At 58.2% G+C, this 18,426-nt stretch carries 27 protein-coding genes and 2 pseudogenes; 26 read left to right on the top strand and 3 right to left on the bottom strand.

Annotated elements, in window-relative coordinates:
• The first annotated feature begins 3 nt into the window (after window positions 1-3).
• The 15 genes from L9Z73_RS03455 (at window position 4) to L9Z73_RS03390 (ending at window position 9,756) form a co-directional block, all read left to right on the top strand.
• Complete coding sequence (locus L9Z73_RS03455) at window positions 4-498, top strand: structural cement protein Gp24 (protein WP_247396390.1); 495 nt, start codon at window positions 4-6, stop codon at window positions 496-498.
• A 12-nt stretch (window positions 499-510) separates the two neighbouring features.
• The gene (locus L9Z73_RS03450; RefSeq protein WP_247396387.1) at window positions 511-1,509 is read left to right on the top strand and encodes a DUF2184 domain-containing protein; all 999 of its coding nucleotides are present in this window, start codon (window positions 511-513) and stop codon (window positions 1,507-1,509) included.
• Window positions 1,510-1,520: 11 nt separating this feature from the next.
• Complete coding sequence (locus tag L9Z73_RS03445) at window positions 1,521-1,805, top strand: STY1053 family phage-associated protein (protein WP_247396383.1); 285 nt, start codon at window positions 1,521-1,523, stop codon at window positions 1,803-1,805.
• A gap of 2 nt (window positions 1,806-1,807) precedes the next feature.
• The gene (locus tag L9Z73_RS03440) at window positions 1,808-2,191 is read left to right on the top strand and encodes a DUF4054 domain-containing protein (protein ID WP_247396380.1); all 384 of its coding nucleotides are present in this window, start codon (window positions 1,808-1,810) and stop codon (window positions 2,189-2,191) included.
• Window positions 2,188-2,670 carry a hypothetical protein gene (locus L9Z73_RS03435; protein WP_247396378.1) on the top strand — a complete coding sequence of 161 codons (483 nt, stop codon included), beginning with the start codon at window positions 2,188-2,190 and terminating at the stop codon, window positions 2,668-2,670. Before L9Z73_RS03440 ends, L9Z73_RS03435 begins: the two co-directional genes overlap by 4 nt.
• A gap of 2 nt (window positions 2,671-2,672) precedes the next feature.
• Window positions 2,673-3,044, top strand: a complete 372-nt coding sequence (locus tag L9Z73_RS03430) for a hypothetical protein (RefSeq protein WP_247396376.1) — start codon at window positions 2,673-2,675, stop codon at window positions 3,042-3,044.
• A gap of 3 nt (window positions 3,045-3,047) precedes the next feature.
• Entirely contained in the window at window positions 3,048-3,599 is a 552-nt protein-coding gene (locus tag L9Z73_RS03425) for a phage neck terminator protein (RefSeq protein ID WP_247396375.1), read from the top strand.
• Between the two features lie 19 nt (window positions 3,600-3,618).
• A complete protein-coding gene (locus L9Z73_RS03420) occupies window positions 3,619-5,097 on the top strand; it encodes a DUF3383 domain-containing protein (protein WP_247396372.1) in 1,479 nt (492 codons plus the stop codon).
• Window positions 5,098-5,113: 16 nt separating this feature from the next.
• On the top strand, window positions 5,114-5,554 hold the full coding sequence (locus L9Z73_RS03415; RefSeq protein WP_247396370.1) for a phage structural protein: 441 nt from the start codon (window positions 5,114-5,116) through the stop codon (window positions 5,552-5,554).
• A complete protein-coding gene (locus L9Z73_RS03410; protein ID WP_247396367.1) occupies window positions 5,554-6,036 on the top strand; it encodes a phage tail assembly chaperone in 483 nt (160 codons plus the stop codon). The genes L9Z73_RS03415 and L9Z73_RS03410 overlap by 1 nt, the downstream gene beginning before the upstream one ends.
• Window positions 6,037-6,098: 62 nt before the next feature.
• On the top strand, window positions 6,099-6,221 hold the full coding sequence (locus L9Z73_RS31165) for a DUF6889 family protein (RefSeq protein ID WP_282598502.1): 123 nt from the start codon (window positions 6,099-6,101) through the stop codon (window positions 6,219-6,221).
• Window positions 6,222-7,880: a phage tail tip lysozyme gene (locus tag L9Z73_RS03405; protein WP_247396365.1), complete on the top strand. Its 1,659-nt coding sequence runs from the start codon at window positions 6,222-6,224 to the stop codon at window positions 7,878-7,880. It abuts the gene before it with no gap.
• A 1-nt stretch (window position 7,881) separates the two neighbouring features.
• Window positions 7,882-8,472: a phage baseplate protein gene (locus L9Z73_RS03400; RefSeq protein ID WP_247396363.1), complete on the top strand. Its 591-nt coding sequence runs from the start codon at window positions 7,882-7,884 to the stop codon at window positions 8,470-8,472.
• A gap of 4 nt (window positions 8,473-8,476) precedes the next feature.
• On the top strand, window positions 8,477-8,788 hold the full coding sequence (locus L9Z73_RS03395; protein ID WP_247396360.1) for a phage baseplate plug family protein: 312 nt from the start codon (window positions 8,477-8,479) through the stop codon (window positions 8,786-8,788).
• A gap of 2 nt (window positions 8,789-8,790) precedes the next feature.
• A complete protein-coding gene (locus L9Z73_RS03390; protein ID WP_247396358.1) occupies window positions 8,791-9,756 on the top strand; it encodes a phage protein in 966 nt (321 codons plus the stop codon).
• On the opposite strand, the gene L9Z73_RS03385 is transcribed toward L9Z73_RS03390, so the two are convergent.
• Complete coding sequence (locus tag L9Z73_RS03385; RefSeq protein ID WP_247396356.1) at window positions 9,753-10,184, bottom strand: hypothetical protein; 432 nt, start codon at window positions 10,182-10,184, stop codon at window positions 9,753-9,755. The two genes, L9Z73_RS03390 and L9Z73_RS03385, sit on opposite strands and share 4 nt — an antisense overlap.
• An 11-nt stretch (window positions 10,185-10,195) precedes the next feature.
• Here L9Z73_RS03385 and L9Z73_RS03380 point away from each other — a divergent pair, with 11 nt between their 5' ends.
• The 10 genes and pseudogenes from L9Z73_RS03380 (at window position 10,196) to L9Z73_RS03340 (ending at window position 16,606) form a co-directional block, all read left to right on the top strand.
• On the top strand, window positions 10,196-10,924 hold the full coding sequence (locus tag L9Z73_RS03380) for a Gp138 family membrane-puncturing spike protein (protein WP_247396353.1): 729 nt from the start codon (window positions 10,196-10,198) through the stop codon (window positions 10,922-10,924).
• Between the two features lies 1 nt (window position 10,925).
• Window positions 10,926-11,279, top strand: coding sequence for a hypothetical protein (locus L9Z73_RS03375; protein ID WP_247396351.1), 354 nt, complete (start codon window positions 10,926-10,928; stop codon window positions 11,277-11,279).
• Window positions 11,280-12,458: a baseplate J/gp47 family protein gene (locus tag L9Z73_RS03370; RefSeq protein WP_247396349.1), complete on the top strand. Its 1,179-nt coding sequence runs from the start codon at window positions 11,280-11,282 to the stop codon at window positions 12,456-12,458.
• 1 nt (window position 12,459) lies between these two features.
• Window positions 12,460-13,122, top strand: a complete 663-nt coding sequence (locus tag L9Z73_RS03365; RefSeq protein ID WP_247396345.1) for a DUF2612 domain-containing protein — start codon at window positions 12,460-12,462, stop codon at window positions 13,120-13,122.
• 12 nt (window positions 13,123-13,134) lie between these two features.
• Window positions 13,135-14,679, top strand: coding sequence for a hypothetical protein (locus tag L9Z73_RS03360; RefSeq protein WP_247396342.1), 1,545 nt, complete (start codon window positions 13,135-13,137; stop codon window positions 14,677-14,679).
• Window positions 14,676-15,062: a tail fiber assembly protein gene (locus L9Z73_RS03355; RefSeq protein ID WP_247396339.1), complete on the top strand. Its 387-nt coding sequence runs from the start codon at window positions 14,676-14,678 to the stop codon at window positions 15,060-15,062. Before L9Z73_RS03360 ends, L9Z73_RS03355 begins: the two co-directional genes overlap by 4 nt.
• Window positions 15,063-15,112: 50 nt before the next feature.
• On the top strand, window positions 15,113-15,433 hold the full coding sequence (locus tag L9Z73_RS03350) for a hypothetical protein (RefSeq protein WP_247396337.1): 321 nt from the start codon (window positions 15,113-15,115) through the stop codon (window positions 15,431-15,433).
• A gap of 68 nt (window positions 15,434-15,501) precedes the next feature.
• Window positions 15,502-15,570: pseudogene (locus L9Z73_RS31275) on the top strand (glycoside hydrolase family 19 protein); the annotation flags it as partial.
• A gap of 14 nt (window positions 15,571-15,584) precedes the next feature.
• Window positions 15,585-16,094: a glycoside hydrolase family 24 protein gene (locus tag L9Z73_RS03345; protein WP_247396334.1), complete on the top strand. Its 510-nt coding sequence runs from the start codon at window positions 15,585-15,587 to the stop codon at window positions 16,092-16,094.
• Complete coding sequence (locus tag L9Z73_RS03340) at window positions 16,091-16,606, top strand: DUF2514 family protein (protein ID WP_247396331.1); 516 nt, start codon at window positions 16,091-16,093, stop codon at window positions 16,604-16,606. The genes L9Z73_RS03345 and L9Z73_RS03340 overlap by 4 nt, the downstream gene beginning before the upstream one ends.
• 74 nt (window positions 16,607-16,680) lie before the next feature.
• Here the strand turns inward: L9Z73_RS03340 and L9Z73_RS03335 are convergent, their stop codons facing one another.
• On the bottom strand, window positions 16,681-16,896 hold the full coding sequence (locus tag L9Z73_RS03335; RefSeq protein ID WP_247396328.1) for a hypothetical protein: 216 nt from the start codon (window positions 16,894-16,896) through the stop codon (window positions 16,681-16,683).
• 349 nt (window positions 16,897-17,245) lie between these two features.
• Here L9Z73_RS03335 and L9Z73_RS03330 point away from each other — a divergent pair, with 349 nt between their 5' ends.
• Window positions 17,246-18,304 carry an AraC family transcriptional regulator gene (locus L9Z73_RS03330; protein WP_247396325.1) on the top strand — a complete coding sequence of 353 codons (1,059 nt, stop codon included), beginning with the start codon at window positions 17,246-17,248 and terminating at the stop codon, window positions 18,302-18,304.
• Here L9Z73_RS03330 and L9Z73_RS03325 read toward each other — a convergent pair.
• Window positions 18,261-18,426: pseudogene (locus L9Z73_RS03325) on the bottom strand (potassium transporter TrkH); the annotation flags it as partial. The gene L9Z73_RS03330 and the pseudogene L9Z73_RS03325 sit on opposite strands and share 44 nt — an antisense overlap.

The raw sequence follows: 18,426 nt of genomic DNA, 5'->3' as shown, positions 1-18,426 counted from the left end.
CCAATGGGTAACGCATTTTTGTATCGCATGCCTGCGGGCATTCCTGGCGACGTCACTCGTGCCAGCCAATCCACCATCGAGCCGGTGTTTCTCGATCCAGCGCTTCCGTTCGCGGGCTATGGTCTGTTCGGCAAGATCGTCGCAGGAAAATTCGTTCCGTTCGGTGCTGGTGATGCCAACGGCGCTGATTACGGCCTGCTGGTTCGCGCCTATCCAACAACTGGCGGCTCTGGATCTGACCCGCTAGGCACATCCACCCCGCCAACGAAGGGAGTTGCTGATGTTCTGCGCCGTGGCTATATGACCGTGAAGCTGAACGCTGGTACCGCATCCAAAGATAGTGCGGTCTATGTGCGTGTAGCTGCTGCTGCGGCCGGCAAGCCTATCGGTGGCATCGAAGCCGTAGCCGACAGCACCAACACCGTAGCGATCTCTATCGCTTCTTTCATGGGCCCGGCGGACGCTTCTGGCAACGTCGAAATCCAGTACAACATCTAAGGGGAACGCTCGATGAGCAATTTGATTCTGCCGCGCTCGATCAAGCGCGCCTACACCCGTGACGGCCTGATGACGTTCGATGCTCAAACCATCGATTCGACGGGCGTCTTCCTGATCGGTGAACTGGAGCGGCTCGACCAGAGCCTGCACGGCCCACTGGCCTCGGTGACCTGGTCGCGCGACATCATGCTGCGTGAAGACGTGAGCATCGCGGACGAACTGTCCAGCTTCACCAACAGCACGTTCGCCGCCGTCGGTGGTACCAGCCCGAACGGCAAAGCCTGGATCGGCAAAGACTCCAGTGCCATCGCGAGCCTTGGCTTGGACATCGGCAAGACCGCTAAGCCTCTGAGCTTGTGGGGTATGGAGCTGTCCTGGACACTGCCTGAACTGGCATCCGCTCAACAGCTCGGCCGTCCAGTCGACAGCCAGAAGTTCTCGGGCATGCAACTCAAGCACAACATGGACATCGACGAGCAGGTTTACATCGGTGATACCGAACTGGGAGAAACTGGCCTGGTAAACTCGTCCGTTGTTACCAACGTCGCCAACGCCATTACCGGGAGCTGGACCACTGCAACCCCGGACCAGATCCTGGCTGACGTGAACGACCTGCTGAACAGTGTTTGGGCCGCGTCTGCCTTTGCAATCTGCCCAAGCGAACTGCGACTTGATCCTGTTAGCTATAGCAAACTGGTGAGCCGTATCGTTTCCACCGCCGGCAACATCTCTATCATCGAGTACCTGAAGGTTAACAGCCTGTCGAACTCGATCAATGGTCGACCACTTAACATTCAGCCCCTGAAATGGCTGACCGGCCGCGGCGCTTCCAGCACCAATCGCATGATGGCGTACACCAACGAGAAGGACCGTGTACGGTTCCCTCTGGTTCCGCTGCAGCGCACTCCGCTGGAATATCGCGGTATCCGTCAAATCACCACCTACTACGGCCGCTTGGGCGTTGTTGAAGTGGTTTATCCAGAAACTGTCGGCTACCGCGACGGCATCTAAGGGAGAGCGCAATGAAATTTCTCAATGTGCTCAAGAGCTTCAAGCTTAACCTGGCCGAAGGTGTGATCCTCGACTTCGAAGCTGGCTTGCATGAGGTCGAAGACGAGGTAGCGGCGCACTGGTATGTGGTCGCTAATTCGGAGCCGCTGACCACCAAGCAGGCCAATGCTTTACAGGGCGACACTAGCGGCGATGACCAGGCCGACGCGGATGCCAAAGCGAAGGCTGATGCCGATGCCAAAGCCGAGGCAGACGCGAAGGCCAAAGCCGACGCGGATGCCAAAGCGAAGGCTTGACCATGGACGCCGCGCAGTTCCGCGCGGACTTCCCGGAGTTCGCCGACACCGCGAAATACCCCGATTCATCTGTCAATCTCTGGCTGACACTGGCCGGTAAGACACTTTCCGAGGATCGGTGGTGTGACTATCTCGACATCGGGACGGAGCTGTTCGTGGCTCATAACCTTGCATTGGCAGCGGGCAATCAGCTCGCTGCTATGGTTGGCGGTGCACCAGGCCAGATTAAGGGCCCGGTCACCTCTAAGTCCGTGGACAAGGTAAGTGTAGGTTATGACTCGGGTGCTGTGGCGCTGCAGGATGGTGGGTTCTTCAACCTTACCACCTACGGCATCCAGTTCCTGCAGATGGCCCGCATGGTCGGCACTGGGGGTATTCAGCTATGAGCATGAAGATCACCAAGGACGATGTATCCAAGGTGCTGGCGTCGATTCAGGAGCTCGCCAGCAAACAGGTGCTGGCGGGCATTCCCGCTTCCAAGGCTGAGCGTGATGACGACTCACCGCTCAATAACGCGCAGCTTGGATACCTTCAAAACTACGGGTCACCGGCGCAAAACATCCCGCCTCGCGAGTTCATGGAGTCCGGGATCGCCCTTGTACAGGACAAAATCGAAGGCCATCTGCAAAAAGCCGCGAAAGCTGCCGTAAATGGGAATTCGGAAAAAGTCGATGTTGAGCTCAACGCGACTGGCTTGGTTGCTCAGGCCGGGCTGCGCGCAAGAATCAACAGTGGGGACTTTGAAGAACTCAAAAAGTCCACTTTGGCAGCGCGCCGTCGTCGCGGAAGAACAGGGGTTAAGCCTCTGATCGACAAAGGCGAGCTACGCAACTCCCTGACCTACGTAATCCGTAAGAAGGACTGACCATGGCCCAGCTCGACGTAACAGATGTCCTGCTCGACCCAGACTTCATGGATACGGGCCTTGCGTGCAAGCGCCAGGTCGTGGAGGTCGGCGATAACGGCCGGACAACCTCGACCGAAACCAACATCGCGTTCGCAGGCGTGGTCACCAGCGACAAGGGAGACATCCTTGAGCGCCTGGCGGGCGGAGAGCGCAAGAAAGGCTCCATCACCATCCACACGATCTTCCAGCTCACGGCAGGCGAAGGCGACACAACCGCCGATATCGTCACCTGGCGCGGCAAGACCTACACCGTTTCAAACGTCAACGACTACGGCCACTTCGGTCGTGGCTTCGTTTGCGCTACCTGCGACCTTCTTCCTCTGGCGGGATAACCCATGGCAAATACCTCCGCTACCGGTGGCTACCTCGCACCGGCGGGGTCGCCTGCGCCACCGGAAGATGATCAGCTTGAAGACGTCTTGCAGGCCATGGTGGTCGGTATCAGCGGCCTGTCGGGAAAGTTCGTTAGGCCACGCTGGCAGGCCAAACCGCCAAAGCAGCCTGAACCTGACGTCAACTGGTGCGCCGTCGGAGTCCACGAGACCAAGACTGTCGCCAACCCGGCAATCGATCACGACGGTTCCGATGAAGGGCATGACCAGTACCAGATGCACGAAGAATTTCAGGTGCTGTGCACGTTCTACGGGCCCCAGGCCCAGGCCTACGCCTCGATCCTGCGCGACGGCATCTTCGTCCCGCAGAACAGCGAGGCAGTGAAGGCATACCGAATGGCCTTCTATGGCGCTTCCGATATTCGCCCCGTGCCCGAACTGGTCAACCAGCAATGGGTACGCCGCTACGACCTCACCATCCAGATACGCCGCCAAGTCGTGCGCGTCTACCCAGTCCTCAACATCCTGTCGGCAGATCCAGTGATCGTCGACTGATCCAACCCCGGAGAAAGCAATGCAGACTCTCGCCGTTTCGGACGTCGTGAACGTCCAGATCGTCATGTCTCCGAAGGCAGCTGCTACGCGCGATTTCGGCGCTCTGCTGGTCCTCGGTTCGTCGCCTGTGATCGATGTCACTGAGCGTATTCGCCCATATTCCAGCCTGGACAGCGTTGTCAGCGACTTCGGCACTACCGCGCCAGAGTATCTGGCCGCCAACCTGTTCTTTAGCCAATCGCCGCAGCCGGCCATCATGTACGCCGGCCGCTGGGCCAAGACGGCGACATCTGCGCTGTTGAAGGGGGCTGTTCTGTCAGCGACCCAGCAGGCTATCGCCAATTTCACCGCGGTGACCGCCGGTGGCATGCAGATCACCATCGACGGGACGCTGAAAAACCTGGCCGCCATCGACCTTTCTGGCGTCACCAACTTGAACGGTGTGGCGTCGATCATCACTACCAAGTTGGCATCCGCAGGGACCTGCGTGTGGAACGCAACGCTGAATCGCTTCGAAGTGACCAGCGCAACTACCGGCACTACCTCGACCATCAGCTATGCCGTGGCGCCAGCAAGCGGTGTGGACGTATCCGCGCTGCTCGGCCTGGTTACCGGGCAGGCGTCCGCTCCAGTGAATGGCGTTTTGGCTGAGAGTCTTCTCAGCGCGGTGACCGACCTTGCCGACGTTTCCAATGGCTGGTATGGGCTCCTGGTGGCTGATCCGTCTCTCAATCCTGATGACGTCCTGGCGGTGGCCGCATTCATCGAAGGGTCAGGCCAAAGCCGTATTTTCGGCTACACCACCCAAAGTTCGCTGGCGCTGGACCCGACCAGTACTACCGACATCGTCAGCAAGTTGAAGGGCGGCAACTACAAGAGGACGTTCACGCAGTTTTCTAGTTCCTCGCCTTACGCCGCCGCGTCGATTTTTGGCAGGGCCTTTACGGTCAATTTCCAGGGTAACAACACAACTATCACCCTGAAATTTAAGCAAGAACCGGGGGTTACAGCCGAAAGCCTGGCCTCCAGCCAGGCAAAAGCATTGAAGGCGAAAAACTGCAACGTGTTCGTCAACTACGACAACGACACGGCAATCATCCAAGAAGGGGTGATGTGCAACGGGTACTTCTTCGACGAGGTACACGGTCTGGACTGGCTCCAGAACGACCTTCAAACCGCTGTATGGAACCTCTTCTACACCAACGGCAAGGTTTCGCAGACGAACCCGGGCATCAACCGGATCGTCACCACGCTTGATAGCCGTGCTGAACAGGGCGTCACCAACGGGCTATTGGCTCCCGGTCAGTGGAATGGTCCCAACGTAGGCGCGCTCAGCACGGGCCAATATCTCACGAAGGGTTATTACACCTATGCCCCGTCGGTAGATACCCAGTCCCAGGCAGATCGCGAAGCACGCAAATCGCCACCACCCCAGATGGCAGTCAAGCTGGCAGGCGCCGTCCACTTCGCTGACGTCATTGTCAACGTCAACCGCTGATCGGAGCTGATCACCTATGGCTACTTATAGCTTTCTCGATGTAAACGCCACCCTGGTGGGCGCAGGCGCAGTTATTGACCTTGGCGCCGGATCGGCAAACGCTGAGGAAGGCATCACCATTTCTCGCGTTGACGACAAAAACACCATGACCATTGGTGCTGATGGCGAGGGAATGCACTCGCTGCATGCTGGTAAGGCGGGCACCGTGACGCTCCGCTACCTTCAAACATCGCCAAAAAACGCGCAATTGATGGCGCTTTATGATGCGCAGAGCCTCAGCTCCTCGCTCTGGGGGCAGAATGTCATTTCGGTTACTAACAGCGCCAGTGGTGATGCGACCGGGTGCCGTAGCTGCGCATTCAAAAAGGTTCCAGATATGACCTACAAAAAGGATGGCGGCACCTATGAATGGATCTTCGACGCCATCAAGATTGACACCATCCTGGGGACCTACTGATGAGCGAATTTGACCTCGGCGCCGATACCTACCGAATCGGCAAGCTGAATGCCTTCCAGCAGTTCCACCTGTCGCGCAAGGTCGCGCCGATCATCCCTACGCTGATCCCGGTGTTCCTGAAACTCAAAGGCTCCGCGAAAGCACTGGCCATTGCAGCGGCTGCCGGCGACAGCGCCGAATCGGATGGGGCGCCACTTAGCGGCGATCTGGAGGGGCTTGCGTCGCTGATGCAGCCCTTTGCCGATGGCATCGCCAACATGCCCGACGAGACCGCAGAGTTCATCCTGTCCACCTGTTTGGGTGCCGTACAACGCAAGCAGGGCACCGCCTGGTTCCAGGTCTGGAACGCCAGCCAGAACACCTGCATGTTCGACGACCTCGACCTGGGCGTGATGATCAAACTGTCTGTCCGCGTGATCACAGAGTCGCTGGGCCCTTTTTTACGCGGGATGCTTACCGGCCAGGGCACTCCCAAGGCCTGACGGTCGAACTCGAAAAACTGCCCGACGGCGAAGACTGGCTGCTCATTCCGGTGCATGAAGGCATGTGCCGGTACGAGTCCCTGCTCAACTGCACGATCGACCTTTCCGACATCGCAAAAATGAATGATTCGCTGCTCATACGCGCCGAAAACAAGGAGCGCGTGCGCAAGGCCCTGGAGGATTAAATGGCTGATCAAGACGTCATCAAGGAGTTCTTGGTTGGCCTGGGGTTCAAGGTTGATCAGAAGGGTGTGAAGGACTTCACCACGGGCATCGACAACGCCACGAAGACGGTAACTCGCCTGGTCACGGTGATCGCTGGCGCTTCGCTGACGGTTGCCGCGGGCGTTTCGGCCTTCGCTTCGAACCTGGAGGGGCTTTACTTCGCATCCCAGCGCGTCGGCGCTTCCGCTGAAAGCTTGAAGTCTGCCGAGTATGCCGCGCGCGACCTGGGCGCCTCGGCTGACGAGGCCCGCGGCTCGATCGAAGGTATCGCTAAGTTCCTGCGAGACAACCCGGGAGGCGAAGACTTCCTGAAAGGGATCGGCGTTCAGACCCGCGACGCAAACGGCAACTTGAGAGACACCGCCGACATGCTGGTCAACATTGGCCAGAAGCTCAAGGCGATGCCGTGGTACCAGGCCAATCAATATGCCGGCGTGCTCGGCATTGATGAGCGGACTCTGCGCGCCATCCAGGATGACAAGTTCGGCGCCAAGCTCGAGGAAAACCGGAAAAAGCTCAGGGACAGCGGCCTGGACCAGGCCACCGTGGATGCCCATGCGTTCATGGAGGTGCTGCGAAGTATTGGGCTGCAGTTCGAGGCGTTCTCGATTCAGGTGCAGGCTGCGCTAATGGGCAAACTCGGCCCGGATCTACAACGCTTTGCCCAATGGTTCGAGCAGAACGGACCGATGATTGCGGACCGGATTGCCGACATCGCCGTCAAGCTGGTCGACTTCGCGGAGCGCTCCGGCCCGTACCTGCAAAAGATCTGGGACTTCTTCGTCAACCTCGATAATGCAACAGACGGTTGGAGCACCAGGATTATCGTGCTGCTGGGCCTTTTGAATGCTATCGGCGCTCTGTCTGTGGTCAGCGGCATCGCCAATTTGGCGGCAGCATTCGTCCGCCTCGGAACCGGCATTGCCGGAGCTGGAGCAGCGGCCGCCGGGGCAACAGCGCTATCAACCCTGGCTGTGGGATTGGGATCCGCTCTTTATTCGTCCTCGCTGAATGAGGGCGAGGATGAAATTGTCCAGCGCAGGCGCGATGCAGAGGATGCCGCTGATGGCAGGCTGCGCGGCGGCGACGATATGGCGGGTCGGGTCATGCAGTTTTTCCAAGATCTTGGATGGACCCCGGCCCAGTCAGCAGGGATTACTGCGAATCTTTCTGCCGAAAGCGGCTTCAACTCCTCAGCGGTTGGGGATGGTGGCCAGGCCTATGGTGTTGCGCAGTGGCATCCTGACCGGCAGGCAAACTTCAAGAAGTGGTCCGGCAAGGACATTCGGCAGTCGACGCTTGAGGATCAATTGAAGTTTGTCCACTACGAGCTCACTGAGGGAGCCGAGGTGGCGGCCGGCAAGCTGTTGAAGGCTTCGGAAAACTCCCGCGATGCTGGAGCGACCGTATCCCGCTATTACGAACGGCCTGGAATCGATGAGTCCGCGAGGGCGCGCGAAGCTGCATCCCGTGGCGAAACAGCAGCTCAGCTCAACCAGACGACCAACATCACCATTCACGGGGCTTCCGATCCTACGGCTACCGCAAGCGCGGTGGGCGGCGAGCAGAACCGGGTCAACCAGGAACTGACCCGCAACATGAACACGGCGGTGAACTGACATGCCCAACTTTGCTGGCTTTATCACCATTGACCCGAAGCGATCGATCGGCAGCATCGTGGCCCACGTCACCATGGAAGAGGTGGCCACGGACGAATTGCATATCACCGAGCATCCAGTCGAGCTGGGCGCCAACATAACCGACCACGCATTCAAGAAGCCTGCCGACCTGGTGATCAGGTGCGGCTGGAGTAATGCGAGTCTTGGCGGCGTGCTCAGTGGGGTCAAGGGTTTAGTCTCGGCGCTCACCGGCGGCGACGCCTTCGGCTCTGACTACGTGTCCGGGATCTACAACCAGTTGCTGGCGCTGCAAGAGTCGCGCATCCCGTTCGATGTTTCGACCGGGAAGCGGCTGTACACCAACATGCTGATGCGCAGCCTGAGCCAGACCACGGACGAAAAGAGCGAATACACGCTCATGGTGACGGCGGTGTTCAAGCAGGTCCTGATCGTTCAGACCCAGGCCACTACGCTGCCATCCAAGGAAAACCAGGCTCAGCCCCAGGCAACCGGCGAAACCTCGGACACCGGTACCAAGCAGGTCGCAACTGCATATCCGGCCCCAGGCGGATGGCAGCCACCGAACGGATAGCCCCATGGCCAACTTTGAAATACCGCTGACCTCAAACCCGCAGACGTTCACCATTTCGCTGTCAGGTACGGAATACCGCCTGACCATGCAGTGGCGCAACGCAGACCAGGGCGGGTGGGTGTTAGATATCGCGGACACCAGCGCAAACCCGATCATTCAGGGGATTCCCCTGGTGACCGGGGTCAACCTGCTGGAGCAATACGCCTATCTCGGATTCACCGGTGTGCTGTGGGTGCAAACCACGGCCGATCCTGATGCGGTGCCGACCTTCGATAACCTCGGGGTTGGTTCACACCTTTACTGGTACACGGAGTAGCGATGAGCATTCCTCAGTACTTACGACAAATTAGCCTGAAGGTAGGCGATGCAAAAAGCGCTCTTGATCTGTCGGATATGCGTATCAGGTTCGCCGTGCGCCGTGGCGACTTCAAGACGCCCAACTCCGCCGACATCAGGGTTTACAACCTGAGTCCTGATACCGTCAGGCGGGTACAGAAAGAGTTTGAGCGGGTTGTGCTGCAGGCGGGCTATGCGGGCAACTACGGCGTAATCTTCGATGGCACTATCAAGCAGGTCCGGCGCGGCCGAGAAAGCCAGACCGACACCTACATCGACATCACCGCAGCGGATGGAGACAGCGCCTACAATTTCGCAGTGATGAATGTCACCCTGGCTGCCGGGTCGACTGCGAGCGACCACCTGCAGCAGGCGCTTAGTTCTATGGCGTCACGCGGCGTCACCATGGGCGAGGCTCCAGACCTGGCCGTCAATAGGCTTCCGCGCGGTAAGGTTTTTTACGGCATGACGCGAGACTTCCTCGATATCTTGGGGAAAACACAGGACGTCAGTTGGAGTATTCAAGACGGGAAGCTGACGCTTATTCCGAACAACGCATACCTGCCAGGTGAGGCTGTGGTGGTCACCTCGGCAACCGGGATGATCGGACTTCCCGAGCAGACCCAGAATGGGATAAATGTTCGAACGCTGCTGAACCCGGGCATTCGGATCGGAAAGCGTTTGCAGATAAATAACACCAGCATCCAGCAGTATCGGTATGGCTTAAGCATCAGCGCGGGGTCTTCAAATAGCTTCGTGAAGCAGCAAGCGAATATCGCGGATGATGGGTTTTACAAGGCGTTTGTGGTGGATCACTACGGCGACACCAGAGGCAACGAGTGGTACACCGACACGATTTGTCTGTCGATCGACTCCACCGTTCCTATTGGCTTGCTTCCACAGACTGGTGGTGTTGGGCCGGTCGGCCCCGTCAAGCCATACGGTTAAGGGCACATCTGCATTGCTTGTGCATAGCGAGAGCCCTGATTTGGCGAGTCAGTAACGGTGGCCGTACCTCCCTGGTCCAGACGTGCCGTCACGTAGGCGGTCGGTGGTGCAAGGTTCTGGCCCCCGTCCTGCCTGACGACTACGTATGAGCCATCAAGGCGCTTGCCCCAGCAGCCTTTTACTGCCAAGGCCGGCCGTTTTGAGCTGCCTGCAACAGACCCTTTGTCGCTGAAAGCATACGCCCGCATGTCCTTCGCGTGCGCCAGAGGCAAATCACACTGGCGATCCCCGTACAACACCTCCAAAGGCGCAGTGATTGGGAATTTATCCCCGACACACTGGTGCCCCTTTGCCGTCTGCACATACACGACCTCTGCACTGGCGATTGCCGGAAGCATCAGGGCCGCGACCAAAATCAACTTTCTCATGGTGACTCTCCATGGATTCACGCGAGCGGATGAACGACCCCATTGTTGGGTTAACAGTCGCCCTTGGCGGGTGGCAGTCCAAAATTCAGACGGCTATCCCCGGAATAATTCAGTCCTTCAATACCGATAACCCAGATTCTATGACCTGCACCGTACAGCCGGCAATCAATGGCCAGGTGCGTGATGAGTCAGGTGCGCTGACCGGCGTCGAGCTGCCGCTGTTGGTGGACTGCCCGGTGCAGTTTCCGGCCGGTGGCGGCTGCACGCTGACCTTTCCCGTGAAGGTGGGCGACGAGTGCCTTGTGGTGTTCTCGTCCCGCTGCATTGATTCCTGGTGGCAGTCCGGCGGCGTCCAGGTGCAGCCTGAACTGCGCATGCATGATCTATCGGACGGGTTTGCGCTGTTGGGCTTCCGTTCTCAACCACGGGTAATCCACGGCATCAGCACCACGGCGGCGCAACTGCGCACCGATGATGGGGCTGCATTCGTTGAGGTTGATTCAACATCGCATGCGATCAACATCACCACCACAGCACCGGTCAATGTGACGTCGACTGCCTCGGCGAATGTGACCGCCCCGGTTATCAACCTGGCAGCGGCGGGCCAGACCTTGCTTAAGTTCGTAACCGAGACATTCCAAGCGCTATTCAACAGCCACACCCATGCATCGGCCGGTTCCGGCGCGCCAAATCAGCCGATGACGAACTCCCACATGACTACCACGGTGAAAGGGGGCTGAGATGCGCTATCGAAAGCTCGACGAAAACGGCGACTACACCTTCGGAAGCCAGCAGGCCGACTTTCTACGCGATTCGCCAGATGCCGTGGCCCAGGCCGTGAGCACTCGACTCAAGCTCGATCAGGGCGAGTGGTTCCTCGACAAGACTGAAGGTATGCCCTGGAAAACCGAAGTTCTCGGCGAGCGCACCGCAGCGACACGTGATTCGGCAGTGCAAAAGCGAATCCTCGGCACCCAAGGGATGGTCCAGATCGACAGCTATGAAGGCGTTATCGATCCTGAGACCCGGAAATTCACGCCAACCGCTGAAATCACCACGGCCTACGGGCAGACAACCATCACCGGGACATCATAAATGGCCTCTCCAACAGCAGCGGTTATCACGTCTACCGGTATCACTGCGCCGTCATATGCCGAAATCCTGGCCTACCTGCAATCGCAGTACAGATCGATTTACGGGGCGGACGTCTACCTTGAGGCCGACTCGCAGGACGGCCAGTTCTTGGCGATGCAGGCCCTTGCCATCAGCGATGCCAATGCGGCAATCATTGCCGCCTACTTGTCCTATTCGCCGAGTACTGCCCAAGGCGCCGGCCTCTCGAACAACGTGAAGATCAACGGCATTTCCAGGGCTATCCCAACCAATTCGCAGGTCGATCTGGTAATCATTGGGCAGGCAGGCACACCCATAACCAGCGGCATTGTCGAAGACCAGAACAGCAACAAATGGGCACTGCCGGCTTCGGTGACGATACCGCCGTCGGGCACCATTACCGTGACGGCAACCTGTACCACTCTCGGCGCGGTCTCTGCTGGCCCGAACCAGGTCAATAAAATCGTGACCACCACCAGGGGCTGGCAAAGCATCACCAACCCCGGCGCGGCATCAATGGGCTCTCCGGTCGAAACAGATCCAGCACTACGCGCCAAGCAGAAGACGTCGACAGCTCTGCCGTCCAGGACCGTGCTGGAAGGGACTATCGGCGCGGTGGCCAACGTCTCCGGCGTGACGCGATATGTCGCCTACGACAACGACACCAGCGTCACCGACGCTAACGGCATCCCAGCAAACCACCTGGCCATGGTCGTTGAAGGTGGAGATGTCACAGCGATTGCATCGGCGATTGCTGCAAAGAAAGGCCCTGGCGGCGGAACGTACGGAACAACATCTGCAACCGTCCTCAACGTCTACAGCATGCCGATAACGATCAACTATTTCAGACCGACCTATCGCGCGGTCACTGGCGCTATGTCGCTGAAAGCGTTGGCTGGGTACACGGCGGCCATTGGCGCAGCAGCTCAACAGGCGGTTTCGGACTACGTGAACCAAGTGGCGATTGGTGGTGGGCCGAGCGGAACTGTTGAATGGGCTGATGCGCTCACAGCCGCGAATAGTGTTCCAGGTAGTTCGACTTTTAAGCTGACAGCCCTGACGCTTTCAGGGCCTGGCGGCGTTGGTAACCCCGACGTCCCGCTGGCCTTCAACGAAGCGGCGTCCTGCACTCCTTCAAGCATCGTTCTCACGGTGACCTGACATGCCTGACATCACGGACTACACCGGAAAGATCACCAGTCAACACGCCGACAAACCGAAGTTCATGCAGATGGTTGCGGTCGTCGCACAATGCTTCGTGGATGCTGCGCAGGTGGCGGCAAGCTTATCAGCAGTGTTCGACCTGGACCGAGCGGTTGATGCACAACTTGACGATGTGGGCGAGTGGGTGGGGATCAGCCGCAACGTCGATACGCCGTTGACCAATGTTTACTTCGCACTCGATACCGACGGCCTTGGGTTTGACCGGGGCGCCTGGAAAGGTCCGTTCGACCCAGACAGTGGAATTACCTCCCTGGACAACGAGACGTACCGGACTTTGATTCGGGCGAAGATCGGCGCGAATCGATGGGACGGCACACTCGGGGAGTCAAAGGCCATTCTCGATCTGGTTTTCAGCGGTGACACGTTCGTGTTCATCCAGGACAACCAGGACATGACGATCACCATCGGCGTAGTTGGCGCACAGCCATCGGCTCTGGAGCTTGCATTGCTGACAGGCGGCCACATCCCAATCAAGCCGCAAAGCGTAGGCGTTAACTACTACATCGTCCCAACCAATGACGGGCCGCTCTTCGGCTTCGACATTGCCAACCAATACATCGCCGGCTTTGACCAAGGAAGCTGGGGAACCGTTTATTCATAAATCGGGGTCTATATGCCAACGAATGACTTTTTGCCGTTCGGCTCTGCCGTGGGCGCCAATGTATCGACCCAGGCGGAATATGTGGCGCTCGCTGCACGCGCCAATGGGTTTACAGCGGGCACCGCGGTGTCCAAACAGCTCAACAAAGCGTGGCGGCAATCGTCTGTGATTTCTGCCACGCTTGCCCAGTTCATCGCCGATCAAAGCGGCAACGATGTTCTCGATGATGGGAACCTCGCAACCATTCAAACCAACCTAGGGCTGGCTATCAAGGCAGCTATAGCCTCGGGTATTCCATATGCTACTCAAGTGCAGGCAGAGGCGGGAACAAGCACCACAACGGTGATGAGCCCTCTAAGGGTATTCCAGGCAATCGCCAAGGTCGTTACCCAGGCAACAGAAAGCATGTTCGGGTGGCTCAAGATCGCCACGCAAGCGCTTGTGAATGCTGGCGTGGATGATTCGACAGCGTTGACCCCAAAGAAGCTTGCCACCGCAATCCAGAGCCAAGCACTTACAGCATTTACTACTGCGGGCAGCTCTGGCGCACTCACGCTAACCCCGGTTCCAGCGGTTCAGTTATATGCGGCCCCTTTGCGCTTTCGTGTGAAGTTCAGCCAGAACAGCACTGGCACAGACACTATCAACGTTTCCGGCCTAGGTGTAAAAAGCCTCAAGCAGTACGACCCGAGCGGCGCAAAACTCCCTGCCGTATTTGCTGCAAACCAGCTTTCAGATATTGAATACGACGGCACCGACTTTGTTCTGCTCGATCAGCTCCCTACTACGGTTAGCCAGGGCATCCGCGGTAACGCGGCAAAATTGTTTGCGGCTGCCAATGGCACTTCGGCGAACGTTGTATTGACGGCCGATATGATTACAGTAGCAAACGCTGCCGGTAACTGCCTGACGCTGAGAACTATAAGCCTGACGCTGAACACCGCAGCGACCGCCTCTGCAACAGTCAGTGGTATGACTACAGGGGCAGTGGCCGTATCGACAGTTTATGCTGGATACATTTGGTATAACTCGACCACTGGGGCAATGGTTGCGACCGGTGATTCTTCTTTTGTTACGCCTACCGCACCTGCTGCCGGGTTTGATTACTGGTGTCGCTGGGGCTCCTTCAGAACCGATGGCACTGCGAACAAATACCCGCTGAATTTCACTCAGGCTGGCAGACGATGCCGGTATCGGGTTGCAGCGGGAACAAACGTAGCTGGTCTTCCGCTTATGGGTAGCGGAACGGCTGGTAGTACCTCGGCCCCTACCTGGGTCGGATTATCCGTTGCTGGATTCGCTCCGCCGACGGCGATTAGTGTATCTATCGTTCTCTCCGTTCAGAACGGTGCGTCTGCGATAGTTGCGCCTAACAATGCCTATGGACCATGGCAGAGTTCTTCTAATTCTCCGCCAGTGGCAATTGGGGCGAATGCAACTCTGTTCTCTGTTGCTCAGAGCGCGGATATTCAACTGGAACAATCGAACATCATCTACTGGGCAAGTAGCACGGCCAGCAACATTCTGACTTGCAGTGGCTGGGAGGATTCATTTTGAACGGATATGCGGTTAACAACGATGGCACTGGCTTCTATTTCGTCGATAGCGAGTTTCCCGATCCGGAGAATCCAAAACTGACACATCCGGATTATTCTCATCAGAGTTTTTGGCCGATGATTGATGGTTTGCCACCAGCCACCGTCGATCTTCCGCCAGACGCTGCCGAATTGGCTGCAATTGTCGGCACACAGCGAGATAAGCTGCTCTCAATAGCGTCAATCCGAATAGCACCGCTTCAGGATGCGGTTGACCTGGGGGCATCTAGCCCAACGAATGACTCCCTTCTTAAACTTTGGAAAGAGTACAGGATAGCCGTTAATAATGTGCCGGAACAATCTGGTTATCCAGAATCAGTAGATTGGCCTGTACAGCCTTCTTAGAGTGTTTCACCCGGAACATAAAGTGCAATATAACTGCGAGGATGTTGAACATGCTCTGGTACTGCGTTATTGACTCTGCGGAACGTATGGCTATGCCGGAAGATCAGCCTTGGACAGTTGCTCCTGGCTGGGTGGAGATGCTATATCCGCCTCCAGATACTCGCCCAGATCGTTTTGGTGACTGGCTTGGACGGTCTACGGGTGAATGGGAATGGGTCAAATACCCAGACCCTCCATTCAATGTTGTTTTCCATGATGGCAAGCTGAAGAACGCAGATACCATGCTGGAGATATCGATCGAGACTCTGCCGGGAAACTTGGCTGCACGCCTTGAGGCACTGGAAGCCGCTGCGCTTCCACCGCCCCAATAATCGAGACGCAACCGATGGTGAGCTGCTAGGAATAACGACAAAAATCAACTTCTACAAGGCGATCTGATATGCCAATCACCGAGCAGCAGTTGCTGCAGATCCTCCCGAACGCCGGCCCTCGAGCCGGTATTTTTTTGCCTGGAGAAATGTAATGCCACGAGTTTCCGAATTCCTCGCAGGCGGCCGTAACGCGCTGGCGTTCCTCGACATGCTCGCCTGGAGCGAGGGCACCAGCACCTCACCGGCCACGGCCGTGGATGGCTACGACGTGATCGTTACCGGCGCCGATCGTAAGCCCGAGGTCTTCAAGGACTTCATAGATCACCCGTTCGCCAAGGGTCGCGCGTCGAAGGTCATCAACAGCAAGGGGCTGACGTCCAATGCTTCCGGCCGCTATCAGCAGATGCTGAAGGACTGGCCGCACTACAAGGCGCTGCTCAAGCTGCCGGACTTCAGCCCGATCAGCCAAGACCTTCTGGCGCTGCAGCACATCCGCGAGTGCAGGGCTTTGGCCGACGTGGTGGCCGGGCGGATCGAAACGTCTATCGCGAAGTGCCGGAACATCTGGGCCAGCCTGCCCGGCGCGGGATACGGGCAGCGCGAACACGGCCTGGAAGATCTGCTGAAGCAGTACCGGCTGGCGGGCGGGGTGTTGGCATGAGCACGATCTGGATGAAGATCCTTCCTTATATAGTCGCGCTGCTGCTGGTGGCCGGCGCTCTGTTCGGCGCCTATCACCACGGCGAGACGGTCGCCAATGATGAATGGCAGGCCAGGTGGAGCGAGCGGGATGCGCTCGATGAGACCGCGAAGGCCGCCAACGAGGCCGCCGAGCGCGCCAAAGAACAATCCCGCCAACAGGCGATCAACAAGGTGGTCCAGAATGGCCAAGCTCTTATCGATACCGCTGCTGCTGCTGTCACTGCTGCTAACCGTGAGTCTGACCGGTTGCGCAGCGCAGCCGACGGCCTTGCCAGTCGCATCGCAGCCAGTCAAGCCGGCGGCCATTCCTGCACTGCCGCCACAAGCGCGGCAGCTACCCGTGCCGTCATGGTGCTTGCCGACGTGCTCAAGCGCGCTGACCAGCGAGCGGGTGATCTGGCAGGATTTGCTGACCAAAGCCATGGCCGGGGAGTAACTTGCGCCCAGGCCTATGACAGCGTGGGTAAATAGGGGGCTGTGTTCGTCGGCAGGACGCCGGTGGAGTGTGTCGCGGTCGGATTAATGAGAAGTGACGACGCTCAATCCTATCTCAGGTAGGTTTCACCATCATCACAGGTCCAGGCCACTTTCTTCGGCGTGAACAGCTCAGTGAACTGGCGCCTGTCCACTTCTCCGGCTGATTTGCAGCGGTGCGCCACGGCGAATTCATCCCAGGCCTTTGTTTCATTGTGCGAGACGTATGCGGCAATTGACGCAACAGCCACCAAGATTGCCGCTGATGCCAGGTGAGAAGGTTTCATTCGAAGTCCCTTAGCGGGGTTGATTTCCCCGGGCAAATAGTATTCCGTTGTGAATAGCGCTGCTTTATGCCGCAAGTTTAATGCAGTAGCGAATGGCGGTCATCAACCTCATTTAATTTTAAGTCTATCTACGAATCCGGCCTGCTCAGTCCGTTCGGCAGGACGCCGGGAGAAATGCCAAGCCGTCATTAAGTTGGCATTGCGGGCCCCAAGAGGCCCCATGAAACCCCAGCACGATATTTTTATCGAGCTGGAGTCCTTGCGTTTAAAGGGCTGTGAGTTAACCTCTACAGGTTAGTATCCTTGGCTTTCTGGCTGCTGTTTCAGCCTGCTTTATTAAGAAGACGCCATGAGCGAACGAACAACTTCTGCAAGCTGGGTGATGGGGATAGTCAAGTCACTGGAAATGGACGGTCTGGATTGCCAGGTGTTGTTCAAACAACTGGGCCTGGACTATGCCGCCCTCGACGATCCCGATGCCCGCTTTCCGCAAGACTCCATGACTCGGCTCTGGCAACGCGCCGTGGAACTGTCGGGCAACCCCGCGATTGGCCTGAACATGGGCAAAGTGGTGCGCCCGGCATCGTTTCATGTGGCCGGTTATGCGCTGATGTCCAGCAACACATTGGCGGAAGGTTTTATGCGGCTGGTGCGCTACCAGCGGATCATCGCCGAAAGCGCTGACCTGAGTTTCCGACTATTACCCGAAGGCTATGCGCTGATTCTGACGGTGCATGGCGATCACCTGCCGCCCACCCGGCAAAGCGCCGAAGCCTCGTTGGCCTCCGCGCTGGCGCTGTGTGGTTGGTTGACCGGGCGTACCCTGCATCCGCGTAAGGTGCTGCTGCAAGGAGAGCAACCCGCCGACCTCGCGCCCTACAAACAAGCGTTTCATGCGCCGTTGGAATTCAACGCGGTGTATGACGCACTGATTTTCGAGCGCGCCGATATGGATGCGCCGCTGCCCACGGCCAACGAGGCGATGGCGCTGCTGCACGATCGGTTTGCCGGTGAATACCTGGCGCGCTTCTCCGAAAACCGCGTGACCCACAAGGCGCGGCAGGTGCTGTGCCGCCTGTTGCCCCAAGGCGAACCCAAGCGTGAAGTGGTGGCCCAGACCCTGCACCTGTCTCAGCGCACCTTGCAGCGGCGTCTGCAGGAAGAGGGCACCAGTTTCCAGACGCTGCTGGACGACACCCGTCGCGAACTGGCCGAGCAATACCTGGCGCAGCCGGGCATGAGCCTGCTGGAGATCGCCTACCTGTTGGGCTTTGCCGACCCGAGCAACTTCTTCCGCGCCTTCCGCCGCTGGTTCGATGCCACGCCCGGCGAGTACCGCGCGCGGTTGCTGGAGGTGTCGACGGTCAGTGACGCCAGAACGCCGGGATGCACAGAACAAAGACTGTAATGATTTCCAGCCGGCCCAGCAGCATGCCCAGCGACAGAATCCACTTGGCCGCATCCGGCAGGCTGGCGAAGTTGCCGGCCGGGCCGATGGTTTCGCCCAGGCCCGGGCCGACACCGGACACC

This window comes from Pseudomonas emilianonis (genome assembly GCF_023072625.1).
GTDB lineage: Bacteria > Pseudomonadota > Gammaproteobacteria > Pseudomonadales > Pseudomonadaceae > Aquipseudomonas > Aquipseudomonas paraveronii.
This window is presented reverse-complemented; position numbering and strand designations above follow the sequence as displayed.